The organism is Sporichthyaceae bacterium, from assembly GCA_036493475.1.
Lineage (GTDB): Bacteria > Actinomycetota > Actinomycetes > Sporichthyales > Sporichthyaceae > DASQPJ01.
Window position 1 is genome coordinate 1 of the sequence record DASXPS010000019.1, and the last position, 14,288, is coordinate 14,288.

The 14,288-nt window shown below is 67.7% G+C and carries 17 protein-coding genes; 1 reads left to right on the forward strand and 16 read right to left on the reverse strand.

The features are described from left to right. Positions 1-33: 33 nt before the first annotated feature. Positions 34-1,083: a hypothetical protein gene (locus tag VGJ14_01995; protein ID HEY2831170.1), complete on the reverse strand. Its 1,050-nt coding sequence runs from the start codon at positions 1,081-1,083 to the stop codon at positions 34-36. Between the two features lie 174 nt (positions 1,084-1,257). Here VGJ14_01995 and VGJ14_02000 point away from each other — a divergent pair, with 174 nt between their 5' ends. Further along, positions 1,258-1,827 (forward strand): cob(I)yrinic acid a,c-diamide adenosyltransferase, encoded by a 570-nt coding sequence (locus tag VGJ14_02000; protein ID HEY2831171.1) that lies wholly within the window; start codon positions 1,258-1,260, stop codon positions 1,825-1,827. 60 nt (positions 1,828-1,887) lie between these two features. Here the strand turns inward: VGJ14_02000 and atpC are convergent, their stop codons facing one another. The 15 genes from atpC to rpmE all read right to left on the reverse strand — a co-directional run bounded on the left by atpC (position 1,888) and on the right by rpmE (position 13,935). Further along, positions 1,888-2,295: an ATP synthase F1 subunit epsilon gene (atpC, locus tag VGJ14_02005; protein HEY2831172.1), complete on the reverse strand. Its 408-nt coding sequence runs from the start codon at positions 2,293-2,295 to the stop codon at positions 1,888-1,890. Beyond that, complete coding sequence (gene atpD, locus VGJ14_02010; GenBank protein ID HEY2831173.1) at positions 2,295-3,716, reverse strand: F0F1 ATP synthase subunit beta; 1,422 nt, start codon at positions 3,714-3,716, stop codon at positions 2,295-2,297. The genes atpC and atpD overlap by 1 nt, the downstream gene beginning before the upstream one ends. A 26-nt stretch (positions 3,717-3,742) precedes the next feature. Next, positions 3,743-4,651, reverse strand: coding sequence for an ATP synthase F1 subunit gamma (gene atpG, locus VGJ14_02015; GenBank protein HEY2831174.1), 909 nt, complete (start codon positions 4,649-4,651; stop codon positions 3,743-3,745). Between the two features lie 2 nt (positions 4,652-4,653). Further along, a complete protein-coding gene (gene atpA / locus VGJ14_02020) occupies positions 4,654-6,252 on the reverse strand; it encodes a F0F1 ATP synthase subunit alpha (protein HEY2831175.1) in 1,599 nt (532 codons plus the stop codon). Positions 6,253-6,256: 4 nt separating this feature from the next. After that, complete coding sequence (gene atpH / locus VGJ14_02025) at positions 6,257-6,823, reverse strand: ATP synthase F1 subunit delta (protein HEY2831176.1); 567 nt, start codon at positions 6,821-6,823, stop codon at positions 6,257-6,259. Further along, complete coding sequence (gene atpF, locus VGJ14_02030; protein ID HEY2831177.1) at positions 6,823-7,389, reverse strand: F0F1 ATP synthase subunit B; 567 nt, start codon at positions 7,387-7,389, stop codon at positions 6,823-6,825. Before atpF ends, atpH begins: the two co-directional genes overlap by 1 nt. A 21-nt stretch (positions 7,390-7,410) precedes the next feature. Beyond that, on the reverse strand, positions 7,411-7,701 hold the full coding sequence (locus tag VGJ14_02035) for an ATP synthase F0 subunit C (GenBank protein ID HEY2831178.1): 291 nt from the start codon (positions 7,699-7,701) through the stop codon (positions 7,411-7,413). A 15-nt stretch (positions 7,702-7,716) separates the two neighbouring features. Next, the gene (atpB, locus tag VGJ14_02040; GenBank protein HEY2831179.1) at positions 7,717-8,679 is read right to left on the reverse strand and encodes a F0F1 ATP synthase subunit A; all 963 of its coding nucleotides are present in this window, start codon (positions 8,677-8,679) and stop codon (positions 7,717-7,719) included. Further along, positions 8,676-9,098 carry a hypothetical protein gene (locus tag VGJ14_02045; GenBank protein HEY2831180.1) on the reverse strand — a complete coding sequence of 141 codons (423 nt, stop codon included), beginning with the start codon at positions 9,096-9,098 and terminating at the stop codon, positions 8,676-8,678. Before VGJ14_02045 ends, atpB begins: the two co-directional genes overlap by 4 nt. A 136-nt stretch (positions 9,099-9,234) precedes the next feature. Further along, positions 9,235-10,374 (reverse strand): MraY family glycosyltransferase, encoded by a 1,140-nt coding sequence (locus tag VGJ14_02050; GenBank protein HEY2831181.1) that lies wholly within the window; start codon positions 10,372-10,374, stop codon positions 9,235-9,237. Positions 10,375-10,409: 35 nt separating this feature from the next. Further along, positions 10,410-11,015 carry a hypothetical protein gene (locus tag VGJ14_02055; protein HEY2831182.1) on the reverse strand — a complete coding sequence of 202 codons (606 nt, stop codon included), beginning with the start codon at positions 11,013-11,015 and terminating at the stop codon, positions 10,410-10,412. Then, positions 11,012-11,659, reverse strand: a complete 648-nt coding sequence (locus tag VGJ14_02060) for an L-threonylcarbamoyladenylate synthase (GenBank protein HEY2831183.1) — start codon at positions 11,657-11,659, stop codon at positions 11,012-11,014. Before VGJ14_02060 ends, VGJ14_02055 begins: the two co-directional genes overlap by 4 nt. An 80-nt stretch (positions 11,660-11,739) precedes the next feature. Then, on the reverse strand, positions 11,740-12,579 hold the full coding sequence (gene prmC / locus VGJ14_02065; protein ID HEY2831184.1) for a peptide chain release factor N(5)-glutamine methyltransferase: 840 nt from the start codon (positions 12,577-12,579) through the stop codon (positions 11,740-11,742). Next, positions 12,572-13,645, reverse strand: a complete 1,074-nt coding sequence (prfA, locus tag VGJ14_02070) for a peptide chain release factor 1 (GenBank protein HEY2831185.1) — start codon at positions 13,643-13,645, stop codon at positions 12,572-12,574. The genes prmC and prfA overlap by 8 nt, the downstream gene beginning before the upstream one ends. Before the next feature lie 77 nt (positions 13,646-13,722). Continuing rightward, positions 13,723-13,935, reverse strand: a complete 213-nt coding sequence (gene rpmE, locus VGJ14_02075) for a 50S ribosomal protein L31 (protein HEY2831186.1) — start codon at positions 13,933-13,935, stop codon at positions 13,723-13,725. Positions 13,936-14,288: the final 353 nt, after the last annotated feature.

The following is a 14,288-nucleotide window of genomic DNA, read 5'->3' on the forward strand; positions in this document are numbered from 1 at the left end:
CGGATTGGACCGAACGGGTTGCCCCGCGATGTTTCAGGCGTTGCGCTCGTACACGCCGAACGGCTCGAAGTCGTACACCTTGCCGTTGACCTGAAGGTCGTCGACCGCACCCACGTAGGAGTAGTCAGAACCCTTGCCGACCGACAGCGTCGAGATCGTCGCGTGCGGCGCGGCGGCGTTGATCTGGGCCAGCGTGCATGGCGTGCCCAGGGTGCAGCCGGTCGCCGTGCCGGTGCTGCCGGTGAAGTACCAGCGGCCTTCCGCATCGTCGGTGGCGTCGATCTTCGAGAACTTGCCCACGGCGACCCCGGCGCCGTTCGGGATGAACACGAGCGAGGCGTAGGTCTTGGTCCCACCCGCCGTCAGCGCACCGGGAACGACCTCGAGGCGGAGCAACGGCAGGTTGCCGACGTCGCCGTGAGCGGCGTCGATGTTCTCCTGGGTCTGGTAGGCGTAGTAGGAGAGGTCGGTCAGGTCGGCCACGTTCTGGCCGACGAAGTCCACCTCGTTGCCGAAGTCGACCTTGGTGTTGGCCTCGGTGGAGATCTGCAGGCTGCCATCACCGTCAACCGGCTTCAGGTTGTTGCCGAACGCGGACTCGAACGGACCCGAGCGCAGCGTGGCCGAGCCACCCGGCGTGGTGTTGCGGTCGATCTCGCCCCAGTTCGGGCCCACGTAGGTGGCGTCCTTGCCGTCCGCGCCGGCCGCACCGGTCGCACCGGTCGCACCGGTCGCGCCGGTGGTGCCGTTGGTGCCGGCGGCGCCGGTCGCACCGGTGGTGCCGTTGGTGCCGTTGGCACCGGCGGCGCCGGCCGCGCCGGTCTGGCCCTTGAGCAGGTTCTGCGCACCGTAGGTCAGGTCGTTGTGCGTGATGGTGTGGTTCTCGATGTCCTTGCCGGTGAGCGAGCCGTTTTCGATGTCCACGCCGTGCAGCGAGCCGTTCTCGATGTCCGCGCCGGTGACCGAGCCGTTCTTGATGTCCGAGCCGGTGATGAACGCGTGTGCGCCCGCGGTCCCGGCAGTGCCCAACGCGACCACGGCAGCAATCGCGCCGACGGTCAGGACAGGACGACGAACCTTCATTAGTGATTCCCCCGAAATAGTGTGTGTCCCGGCAGTTGCCTCAACACCCACTCAGACGCCTAGGCCTGCGCAATCGACGCGTACTACCGGTCAATGTCCGCTCGACCGGACGGTCGATTCCAGATGAAGGCCGGCCGGCCGTTCTCCCGGGCCGGCCGGTCCTAGGCTCAACACATGGTCAATCTGACGCGGATCTACACCAAGACCGGCGACGACGGCAGCACGGCGCTGGGCGACTTCTCCCGCACCGACAAGAACGACCCGCGCCTGGTGGCCTATGCCGACGTGGACGAGGCGAACAGCGCGATCGGCGTGGCCATCGCACTGGGCGACCTGCCCCCGGACCTGGTCACGCTGCTGACCCGCATTCAGAACGACCTGTTCGACGTGGGCGCCGACCTGTGCAACCCGATCAGCGAGAACCCCGCCTATCCCCCACTGCGCATCGCCGAGGCCGACATCGAACGGCTCGAGACGGCCTGCGACTCCTACAACGACGCGCTACCGAAGCTGAAGAGCTTCATCCTGCCCGGCGGTACCCCAGGCGCGGCGCTACTGCACGTGGCCCGCACCGTCACTCGCCGCGCCGAACGCGCCGCCTGGGCGGCCAAGCAGGCCCATCCGGACAGCACCAGCGCGCTGCCCGCGAAGTACCTCAACCGGCTGTCGGACCTGCTGTTCATCCTCGGCCGGGTGGCCAACCCGGACGGCGACGTGCTCTGGGTGCCCGGCGCCAACCGCTGACCGGGCCCCAACTAACGAGGGCCGACGGGTGTTGCCCGCCGGCCCTCGTCGTCCATGCGCCTATTTGGCGAGACTCAGGAACGTTTCCCAGCGCTTCTTGTCACGCAGCGCTCCGCGGCGCCGCTCGGTGTTGTCGCCGGCCGCCTCGATCTCCTGCTCGGCGGCCCGAAGCCGCTCCCGCAACGCTTCGGCGTCCAGCTTGGCCACCGGGGTCACCTCTTCGACCAACAGCAACGCCTGGTTGTCGCCCACCTGCAGGTAACCCTCGGACTGGGCGAACCGCTCCACCTCGCCCTCGCCGGAGTGCAGGCGCAGCTCGGTCGGCTCGAGGGTGGCCAATAGCGGCGCGTGCCGAGCCATCACACCGATCAGGCCGACCGTGGTCCGGGTGGACACCATCTCCAGCTCGCCGTTGAAAACTTCACCCTCCGGGGTGAGGATCCTCGTCGGGAACTTGGCGTGCGCCATCAGGATTCGCCGCGAGCGTCTTTGACCACCTGGTCGATGGTGCCCTTCATGTAGAAGGCCCGCTCCGGCAGGTCGTCGTGGGTGCCGGCGAGGATCTCCTTGAAGCCGCGGATCGTCTCGGCGATCGGGACGAACACGCCCGGCGTTCCGGTGAACTGCTCGGCCACGTGGAACGGCTGGGAGAGGAATCGCTCGAGCTTGCGCGCCCGGGTAACGACGATCTTGTCCTCGTCGGAGAGTTCGTCGATGCCGAGGATGGCGATGATGTCCTGGAGTTCCTTGTAGCGCTGGAGCACCTGCTTGACCTCGTTGGCCACCTGGAAATGCTCGGCGCCGAGGATGTCCGCCTTCAGGATCGTCGAGGTCGAGTCCAGCGGGTCGACGGCCGGGTAGATGCCCTTCTCGGCGATGGACCGGGAAAGCACGGTGGTCGCGTTGAGGTGGGCGAAGGCCGAGGCCGGCGCGGGGTCGGTGAGGTCGTCGGCGGGAACGTAGATCGCCTGGACGGAGGTAACCGAACCCTTGCGGGTGGAGGTGATCCGCTCCTGCAACTCGCCCATCTCGGATTCCAGCGTGGGCTGGTAACCCACCTGGGAGGGCATCCGGCCGAGCAGCGCGGAGACCTCGGAACCGGCCTGGACGAACCGGAAGATGTTGTCGATGAAGAGGAGCACGTCCTGGCCCTCTTGGTCACGGAAGTATTCCGCCATCGTCAGACCGGTCAGCGCCACGCGCATACGGGCGCCGGGCGGCTCGTTCATCTGACCGAAGACCAACATGGTCTTGTCGATGACGCCGGATTCCTTCATTTCCAGCCACAGGTCGTTGCCCTCACGGGAGCGCTCGCCCACGCCGCAGAACGCGGACAGACCACCGTGCTGCTGCGCCAGGTTGTTGATGAGCTCCTGGATGATGACGGTCTTGCCGACACCGGCGCCGCCGAACAGGCCGACCTTGCCGCCCTTGGCGTACGGGGCCAGCAGGTCGATGACCTTGATGCCGGTCTCGAACATCTCGGTGGTCGGGGTGACCGCCTCGATGGTCGGGGCGGCACGGTGGATCGGCCAGCGCTCGATGTCCGCCGGGATCTCCACGCCCTCGTCGAGCGGTTCACCCAGCAGGTTGAAGATGCGGCCCAGCGTCGCCCGACCGACCGGCACGGTGATCGGGGCCTTGGTGTCGATGATCTCGGCGCCGCGCGCCAGACCGTCGGTGGTGTCCAGCGCGACGGCGCGGACGCGGTCGTCACCGAGGTGCTGCTGGACCTCGCAGACCAGGAACTCGCCCTCGACGGAGCCCTCCGGGCGCCGGACGTTGATCGCGTGGTTGATCTCGGGGAGTGCATCAGGGAACACCGCGTCGATCACAACGCCCTGGATGGCTTCGATCCGTCCGATGTTCTCGGTGGTGGTGGTGGTCACCGGTGTGCTCCTTGTCGTAACTGCGGTCATGAAACACCCTCGGCCCCGGCGACCACTTCCATGATCTCCTGGGTGATCGCGGCCTGCCGCGCCCGGTTCATCTGCAGCGTCAGGTCCTGGATCAGTTCTTTGGCGTTGTCCGAGGCGTTGCGCATGGCGGTCATCCGCGAGCCGTGCTCAGACGCGGTGGACTCCAACAACGCCCGATAGATCGAGATCTCGACGTAGTCCGGGACGAGCCGCTTGAGCACGTCGATCGCGCCGGGCTCGTACTCGGGACGCGCCCGCAGGCCCGCCTGCTCGTCGGAGTTCTCCTCGGCAGCGTCGCCGCCCGCGCTGACGGTGGCCTTCGCCAACGGGAGCAACGTCTCCCGCTGCACCAACTGGACGATCGCCGAGCGGTACCCGTTGTAGAAGACCTCGACCTGGTCGACCTCGTCGTCCAGGAAGGCGGCGACCACACGGCGGCCGATGCGGCGGGCGTCGTCGTAGGCGGGGCGGTCGGTGAAGCCGGTGAAGCTCTCCACCAACGGCAGGCCGCGGAACGTCAGCGACGAGGCTACGCGCCGGCCCGAGGCGAAGTAGACGACCTGGCGGCCGGCGGCCTGGTGCTCCTTACCCGCCGCGATGCCCGCCCGCACGATGTTGGAGTTGAACGCGCCGGCCAGGCCGCGGTCCCCCGCCACCAGCAGGATGCCGACCGTGCGCACCTCCGCGTGCTCGGAGAGCAGCGGCACGCCCTGCACGGACCCTGCAACCTCCGCGGCACGACGGGTCATCAACCGGATCCCGCTCGCGTACGGCCGCAGCGCCTCGATGCGCATCTCGGCGCGACGCAACCGCGCGGCGGCGACCATCGCCATCGCGCTGGTGATCGTCTCGATGTTCTTGACCGAGGCGACCCGGTTACGCACGTCCCGCTGTGACGCCGGCATGCTCAGCCGGCCCGGGAGGCAACGGGAACGTTGTCCGCGATGGGCAGGCCCTCTTCGTCGAGGTCGTAACCGAAGTCATCGGCGAACTGCTTCACCGCAGCCTTGATGCGGGACTCGACGTCTTCGTTCCACTGCCCGTCCGCGATCTGCTTGAGCAGATCGGATTGGCCGCCCCGCACGCGCTCCTGCAGTTCCTGCAGGAACTTCTCCACCTTCTCGACCAGGATGCGGTCCAGGAAGCCGTTGGTGGCCGCGTAGATCTGGACAACCTGCTCCTCGACCGGCATCGGGGCGCGCTCGGCCTGGTTCAGGGTCTTCACCAGACGCTCACCACGGGCCAGCGTGCGCTTGGTGTCGGCGTCGAGGTCGGAGCCGAACTGGGCGAAGGCCTGCAGCTCGCGGTACTGGGACAGCTCGCCCTTCAGCCGACCGGCGACCTTCCGCATCGGCGTGATCTGCGCACTACCGCCCACCCGAGAGACGGAGATACCGACGTTGATGGCGGGCCGCACACCCGAGTAGAACAGCCGCGGCTCGAGGAAGATCTGACCGTCGGTGATGGAGATGACGTTGGTCGGGATGTAGGCCGAGACGTCACCTGCCTGCGTCTCGATGATCGGCAGCGCGGTCAGCGATCCGCCGCCGGGAATCTTCTCTCCGGTCCGCGGATCCTTCACCTCGTCGGCCAGCTTGACCGACCGCTCCAGTAGCCGGGAGTGCAGGTAGAACACGTCGCCGGGGTACGCCTCGCGGCCCGGCGGGCGGCGCAGCAGCAACGACATCTGCCGGTACGCGTAGGCGTGCTTGGTGAGGTCGTCGTAGATCGCGAGCGCGGCCTGGCCCTTGTAGAGGAAGTACTCCCCCATCGCGCAGCCGGCGTAGGGCGCGAGGAACTTGATCGGCGCGGCCTCGTCGGCCGCGGCCATCACGATGATCGTGTTCTTCAGCGCACCGGCCTCTTCCAGCACCCGGGCCAAACCGGCGACGGTGGCCTTGCGCTGACCGATGGCGACGTAGACCGAGATCAGGTCGCGGTCCTTGTTGTTGATGATCGTGTCGACCGCGATGGCGGTCTTGCCCGTGCCGCGGTCGCCGATGATGAGCTCACGCTGACCACGGCCGATGGGAATCATCGAGTCAACGGCCTTCAGACCGGTGAGCATCGGTTCGCGGACCGGCTGGCGGTAGACGACGCCCGGTGCCTTGAACTCGACCGGCCGCATCTCCGCCGCGCGGATCTCGCCCTTTCCGTCGAGCGGGTTGCCCAGCGGATCCACGATCCGACCGAGCAGCTCCTCCCCCACGGGAATCTCGAGCAGGCGCTTGGTGCGCTTGACGGTGTCGCCCTCAACGATCTTCTTCCAGTCGCCGAACAGCACGGCACCGACGTTGTCGGACTCGAGGTTCAGCGCCAGGCCGGTGACGTCGTGCGGGAACTCGAGCATCTCGAAGGACATGCAGTTCTCGAGCCCATGGATGCGGCAAATGCCGTCGGCGACGGACAGGACGGTGCCCACCTCGGCAAAGTCCGCGCTCGCGGCGTCGAGGCCTTGAATGCGGTTCTTCAGAATTGAGGTGATCTCGTCCGCGTTGATCTTCACTGGATTACTCCTTGACCGACGACGCCAAGGGCGATCCGATGCGCGCCTTGGAGACCTGCTTGCGAAGTTGGTTGAGACTGCTCTTGATCGACGCGTCCATGACGAGGTTGCCCACGCGGAGCACCATCCCGCCGACGACCTCCGGGTCGACCACCGTGGTCAGCTGGATCCGGTTACCGGTTTCCCGGCCGATGCGTTCGCCAATGCTGGCCACCGTCGCCTCGTCCAGCGGCACCGCGGTGGTGACCTCCACCGGGAGCACCTTCATCTCGACGTCCCAGAGCTGGTCGAACCGCTCCCGGATCCGGGAGAGTTCCGGCATCCGGTGCCGCTCGATCAGCGCCTCGAGGAAGTTCATGAATGTGGGGTCCGCGTCGACCACCGCGCGCTTGGCGCCGTTGATCTTTTCCGCGGTGGAGAAGTTCGGCGAGAAGAAGAAGAGCTGGAACTCCCAGTTGCTGGTGAGCGCCGTGTCGAACTGGGCCAGCTGTTCCTTGATCACGTCGAGGACATCCGACTCGGACGCGGCCTCGAACAGCGCCCGCGCGTAGACCTGTGCGACCTGTGCCATCAGTTCTCGTGGGCCCGCCCGCCCGCCAGGGCGGAGAAGTCGAGGTCGGACAGCGCGTCCTGGACCAGCTGGCGCTGGTCCGCCTCGGTGAGGGTCTTGCGGGTGACCCGCTCGGTGGCCAGCACGGTGAGCTCCGCGACGTCGCGCATAATCTCGTCGAGCATGCGACGGCTCTCCGCCTCGATGTCCCGGCGCGTCTGCTCCAGCATCTGCTCGCCCCGGGTTTGGGCCGAGGTACGGGCCTCCGCCTCGACCGTGGCCGCCGCCTGCCGGGCGCGCTCGACGATGTCGTCGGCCTGCTGGCGGGCCTCCGCCAGACGCTCGCGGTACTCGACGAGGAGTGCCTCCGCCTCCTGACGCGTCCGGGCGGCCGCGTCGATCTCCTCCTCGATGGCGGCCTGACGCCGGTCGAGGGCCGCCCGGATCTGCGGGAAGACCGCCTTGGTCAGCACGACCAGGCTCACCGAGAAGACGACCAACGTCCAGATCGTCATCCCCACGTTGGGGGTGATCAGCCAGGTGCTCCCCTCCGCCTGGAGGGTGTCAGCACTCTTCGCGAGCAACACGTCGGCCAACTCCTAGCTGATTTAGAGGAAGAAGGCGATGAAGCCGCCGACGAGGCCGTAGAAGAAGCAGGCCTCGGTCAGGGCGAAGCCCAACCACTGGGTGGAGGCAATCTCGTTGCGCATCTCGGGCTGGCGAGCCGTGGCCTCGACGACCGAGCCGAACAGCGAACCGATACCGGCACCGGCTCCGGCCGCGCCACCGCCCGCGCCAACACCGAGCGCGATGGCCCGACCGGCCTTCTGCCCGATCGTGGTGTTGTCACCGCCGGTTACCTCGGCGGCGACGTTGAGGGCTTGCAGAATCTGCGACATGGATTTCCTTCTGGGCTAGTGGCTGTGGGTCGCACTGCCGATGTACATGGCGGTGAGGATGGCGAAGATGAAGGCCTGCAGGCCGGCGATCAAGACGGCCTCGAACAGATAGATCGCGATACCGAGGGGCAGGGTGAGCCACCCCAGGTAGGGCCGTCCGAGCAGCACCGCCATGTTGCCCCCCATGAAGTCGATCAGGAGGTGGCCGGCGAGCAGGTTGGCCCACAACCGGACGGTCAGCGAGAGCAGCCGCAGGAAGTTGGAGAGCATCTCCAGGGGGTAGAGCATGAACAACATGCCCTTGCTGACACCGGAGGGCACGAGGCTCTTGATGTAGCCGATCGGGCCGTGCGCCTTCACGCCCTCGTAGTTGAAAACGAGCCAGACCCCGAGCGCCAGGATGAGCGGCACGGCCACGTTGGTGTCCGCGGCGTAGAGCTGGAAGGACGGGAACTTCCCGCCGAAGATCTTCTCCGCCGAATTGACGGGCAGCGGGATGTACCCGAGCAGGTTGGTGACCAGGATGAACACGAACAGGGTCCCGACCAGGGGGAACCACTTCTTGGCCAGGCGCTCGTCCATGTTGTCGCGGGTCATGCTGCGGATCAGGTCATAGAACGCCTCGACCGCCGTTTGCACCCGGTTGGGCCGCATCGTCATCTTCTTGGCGACCCACAGCAGGATGCCGAGTGTGACGGCCGTGGTGAGCAGCAGGTAGAGGACGCCCTTGTTGAACTCGACGGGCCCGACGATCTTGAACCACCGGTCGAGGTGGAACGGCTGAACGATGTTGAACTCTTCGTTCTTCGTGCCGCTCAGGCCCCAGGTGGCGATGATCAGCACGAAGCCGAGGATGTACACGCCCACGGCCAGCAGGCCGACCTTCTTCACGGTGCTCATCCCGGCCTTCGAGCTCTGCTCGGGCTCGGGCTCGGGGCTCGGCCGCGTCTCGGTGGGCATCTCGGACTGAAGCGTCATGCGGCAGCCTTACGTCGAGCGGGCGGTCCGGACAGCAGCCGGACGATAAACGCGACGGAGTACGCGGCGAGGATCACGACCGATGCGGTAAGCCCGTCGGAGCGTCCACCGACGACAGCCGAGAGGACGATCACGCCTGCCAGCAACCAGATCCGCCCGAAGGCCTCGAACAGGTTCGCGGCCAACTGCTTGATCGGGTCCTTCGCCCTGCGGATCAAGCGCCGGTCGAACACCGCGACCAACCGCTGCAGGATCCACCCGCCGGCGCCGAGCACGAAGCCGGGCTCGGGTGCGTCCAGCACCAGCGCCGGCACCACTGCGACCGCCACCAGCAGCAGGTCCAGGTTTCCCCACAACACCGCCCTGCGGCTGACGAGGGGCGCGTGCGCGTCTGTCGGCGCGTCAGCGTCCATCGCCACGTCGGAAGTCAAGCCAAACCCTTTCAGGAAGGCGGCACCGGTGCCAGAATTGCGCGGCCGGCAACGGGCCACGCTTACGAGGTGGGAAACTACCATCCGTTAACGGGGTGTTTTGCCGCGGGGTGGGAGGCCCGGATCACATCTGGGCGTGCCCCGACAGGGGGGTCGGCGGGGGTGCGTCCGCGGACTCGGGGCGCAGTGGACCGCGCAGTAACAACAGGCCCACCACGACCAGAGCCACCATCGCCAACAAGGCCCACAGCGCGACGCCCAGCAGGGACAGGCCGAGCACGCCCCAGGCGATCAACGCCGACCAGAAGTACATGATCAGCACCGCCCGGCGGTGCGAATGGCCGATCTGCAACAGGCGGTGGTGCAGGTGCTGCTTGTCCGGGGCGAACACGGAACGACCGGACCGGGCGCGACGGATCACCGCCAACACCATGTCCAGGAACGGCGCGGCGACCGCGGCCAGCGGCAGCAACAACGGCAGCAACGCCGGGGACAGGTTCTCCGTATCCACCGCCCCGAAATCGATCTGACCGGCGAAGCTGACCGTGGACGCGGCCAGGATCAGCCCGATCAGCATGGAGCCGGAGTCGCCCATGAAGATCCGGGCCGGGAAGAAGTTGTGCGGCAGGAAGCCCAGGCAGATGCCGGCCAGCAGCGCGGAGAACAGCGAGGGTGAGATCGCCCGGTCGAAACCCTGGTGCACGGCCAACACGTAGGTGTAGGTGAAGAACGCCGAAGCTGCGGTCAGCGCGATGCCGGCGAGCAGACCGTCCAGGCCGTCCACGAAGTTCACCGCGTTGACGGTGGCCACCACGATCAGCACCGAGAGCAGCGTGCCGGTGGTGGAGTCCAGCACGATCGTCGTGCCGGGGACGGGCAGGTAGGTCATCTGAATGCCCATCACCACCATCACGCCCGCGGCCAGCACCTGCCCGGCGAACTTGGTCAGCGCGTCCAGTCCCCACCGGTCGTCGACCGCGCCGAGCAGGCAGATCAGCGAGCCGCCGGCCAGCAGCGCCCAGGGGTCGCGGGAGTTCGCGAACAGCTCGCTGGACAGGAACGGCAGCTGGGAGGCCACCGCGACCGCGGCGATCAACCCGATGAGCATCGCGATGCCGCCCAGCCGCGGGGTCGGCGCGGCGTGCACGTCCCGGTCGCGGACCTCGGTCATCGCACCCACGGCGTGACCGGCGCGGCGGATGAGCCCGGTGGTCAGATAGGTCGCCGCCGCGGCGACCAACAGGACCAACAGGTACTCACGCACCTGTCAGTTATCCCATTAAGAAGGTGAGCGCAGGCTCAGCCGACGGCGCCGAGTCGCCCGACCCGGTCGGCGGCCAGCAGACCGACGAAGGCACTGAGGCATTCGCTGATCTCCTCGACGCACAGCCGGAACACGTGCAACGGCGCGCCGTAGGGGTCGGCGATGTCGTCGTCCACCGGCAGGGTGGCCACGTGCTCGCGGCGCGCCGCGATGCGGGCCACCAACGCCCGGGCCCGGGCCGGTGCCGCGTCCGGCAGATCGCTGGTGTCCAGGCCCGCGGCGAGCCGGGCGAACTCGCGCAGGGTGAAGGCCCGGCCCACGGCATGCGGATCGAGCAGGGTGACCTGGTGGCGCTGCTCGGCCGAACCGGTGAGCACCAGGTCGGCCACCGCCAGGTGTTCGGGCAGCAGTTCGCGGGCCACGAACGCGGTGTGGCGTATCCCGCGCTCCATCAACATCTGGCGGGCGTGCGGCTCCATGGACGCGCCGTCGTGGCCCCAAGTGCCGGCACTGGACATCCGGAACGCCCCGGCCGCGTCGCCCAGCGCCACGTCGAGGTCGTGCTCGGCGATACGTTCGGCGAGCGGGGAGCGGCATACGTTGCCGGTGGAGACGAACAGGACTTCGAACCGACCCGTCATCCGAGAACTTCCAGGTCCGCGGCAACCGAACGCAATTCCTCGGCGGACACCGCGCCCACCCGCAACAAGCGAGGGCGCCCACTGGTGACGTCGATGATCGAGGAGGGCTGGGAGTCGCTGGTGGGCCCCCCGTCCAGGTACACCTCGACCCAGTCCCCCAACTGGTCCTCCGCCTCCTCCGCGGTGGTGGCGGCGTCCTGTCCGGACAGATTCGCGCTGCTCACCGCCAGCGGACCGGTGGCACGCAGCAGTTCCAGGGCCACCGCGTGCAGCGGCATCCGCACCGCGACCGTGCCGCGGGTCTCGCCGAGATCCCACATCAAGGTGGGCTGCTGGTGGCAGATCACTGTCAACGGGCCCGGCCAGAACGCGGCCACCAGGTCCCGGGCGATGTCCGGGATGTTCGCCGCGATGCCGTCCAGGGTGCGCACCGAGCCGATCAGTACCGGTACGGGCATGTCCCGCCCACGGCCCTTGGCCAGCAACAGACGGGCCACCGCCTCGGCGGAGAAGGCGTCCGCACCGAGCCCGTAGACGGTGTCGGTGGGCAGCACCACCAGGTCGCCCTGGGCAACCGCGGCCGCGGCGGCCGTGATGCCCTCGACCCGTGCCTCCGGGTCCGCACAGTCAAACGATCGCGACATGCAGTGACCTTTCGATGCGTGCCGGCGAGTGGGGAAAACCCTACGGCCAATCGGTGATGCGGGGCCAATCCGGTCGGTGTTCAGATCCGCAGGGCGGTGAGGTATCGATCCCGTCCGGCCAGGTCCGGGTGATCGGCCACGGCCCGCCAACGACCCGATGCGCGGAACACGCCGGGTGCGCTGCTGCCCTGCACATCGGCGTGTTCGACGGCCACCAGTCCGCCGGGTCGCAGCAACACCCCGGCCCGCGCCTCGACGGCGCGGATCATGTCCAGGCCGTCCTCGCCGCCGCCCCACAGAGCCGACGCCGGATCGTGGTCGCGCACCTCGACGGCCACGGATTCCCACGCCTGCAGGGGAATATATGGCGGGTTGCTGATTACCGCGTCCACCGTGCCGGCCAGTTCCTCCAGTGCGGTGCGCGCGTCGGCCAGGTGCAACAAGACGCCGGAGCCGGCTAGATTACGAACCGCCCAGTCGTGCGCCACGGGGTCCGCCTCGACCGCGTGCACCCGCGCCCCGGGCACCTCGGTGGCAATCGACAGGGCGATCGCCCCCGACCCGGTGCACAAATCCACCACCAGTGGTTTCTCCGGACCGCCCCGGAGGTGATCTATAACCTGATCCACCATCATTTCTGTCTCGGGCCGGGGCACGAAGACGCCGGGCCCGACCGCGAGGGACAGATAACGAAAGTGCGCCAGGCCGGTCAGGTGCTGCAGCGGTCGTCGTTGTTCCCGGGCCGTAATCAACGTCTCGTAGGCCGCCGCGTCGAGCTGGTCATGGCGCAGGAGTTCGGTCCGGTCCACGCCGAGCAGGTGCGCGGCCAACTCCTCCGCGTCGAACCGCGGCGAACCCACCCCCGCCGCGGCCAATCTGGCCGTCGCTGCGTCGACCGCCGCGCGCAGATCCTCAGTCATCGTCCCCCGCGGACAACGCCGCGGCCTGGTCGGAGTCCACGCAGGCTCCGATGATCGCGTCCAGGTCACCGTCGAGGACCTGGTCGAGGTTGTACGCCTTGAAGTTCACCCGGTGGTCGGAGATCCGGTTCTCCGGGAAGTTGTAGGTGCGGATGCGCTCGGAGCGGTCCACGGTGCGCACCTGGGAACGGCGGGCATCGGCGGCATCCTTGTCGGCTTCCTCTTGAGCCACCGCGAGTAACCGCGCGCGCAGGATGCGCATCGCCGAATCCTTGTTCTGCAGTTGGCTTTTCTCGTTCTGGCAGGACACCACGATGCCCGTGGGCACGTGGGTCAGCCGCACCGCGGAGTCGGTGGTGTTCACCGACTGCCCGCCGGGACCCGACGAGCGGAACACATCGACCCGGATGTCGTTCGGGTTGAGGTCGATTTCGACATCCTCGGCCTCGGGTAGCACCAGCACCCCGGCGGCCGAGGTGTGGATGCGCCCCTGCGACTCGGTGACCGGCACCCGCTGCACACGGTGCACCCCGCCCTCGTACTTCAACCGCGCCCAGACCCCAGCGCCGGGTTCGGCATGGCGGGCCTTCACCGCGATCGAGACATCCTTGTATCCGCCGAGGTCGGATTCCTGGGATTCGAGCACCTCGGTCTTCCAACCCTGCCGCTCCGCGTAGCGCAGGTACATCCGCAGCAGGTCGCCCGCGAACAGGGCGGATTCCTGCCCGCCCTCCCCCGCCTTGATCTCGACGATCACGTCCTTGTCGTCCAGGGGGTCGCGCGGGATCAGCAGATGGCGCAATTTCTGGGCAAGTTCGTCGCGGGCGACCTCCAGGGCCGGGATCTCCGCACGGAAGGAGTGGTCCTCATCGCCGAGTTCAGTGGCCGCAGCCACGTCGTCGTCAGCGTGTGACCAGGCGGTGTAGGTGGCCACGATCGGCGAGAGTTCGGCGTAGCGCCGGCCGTATTTCTTGGCGACCGCCGGGTCGGCGTGCACCGCCGGGTCGGCCATCTTCTTCTCGAGCTCGGCATGCTCGTTCAGTAGCTCGGTGACCGCCTCGAACATCTCGCGCCCCTCGTTCCGGTTCGGCAGCAAACACAACGCCGGCGCCCCCGCAGAGCGAGGCGCCGGCGGCGGAGGACCTACTTGGTCTTCTTGCCGAACCGCTTCTCGAAGCGGGCCACCCGACCACCGGTGTCCAGAATCTTCTGCTTACCGGTGTAGAAGGGGTGGCACTGCGAGCAGACGTCAGCGTGGATCACGCCGTTCTTCGCGGTGCTGCGCGTGGTGAAGGTCGAACCGCAGGTACAGGTGACCTCGGTGACCTGATAGTTCGGGTGGATGTCGGGCTTCACGGCGTGCTCCTCGGAATTCGTTGTCCCGGGTCGTCGTGGCGGGTGCACTCGACGTGAACCGGGACCGGCACAGTCTGCCAGGGACTGCAACACCAGGGAAAACGCCGGACCGAACACGGGCATTCCGCCGTGCCCGAATCGTCCCATTAGCCCGATCGGACCATTCTTCGCCCGTTTCGGTAGCTTCACCGCTACTTTTTAGCCACTCCAGCACCAGTGGAAACGGGGAAGGACGCACGATGCGCGGCGGACGGACATCGATTAATCCCTCGATACCGCTCGGGATTCGTCACCGCGGCCGCAGGACTGGCGTCGTCATTGCACTCAGCGTCCTGCTGCCCACGATCACGGTC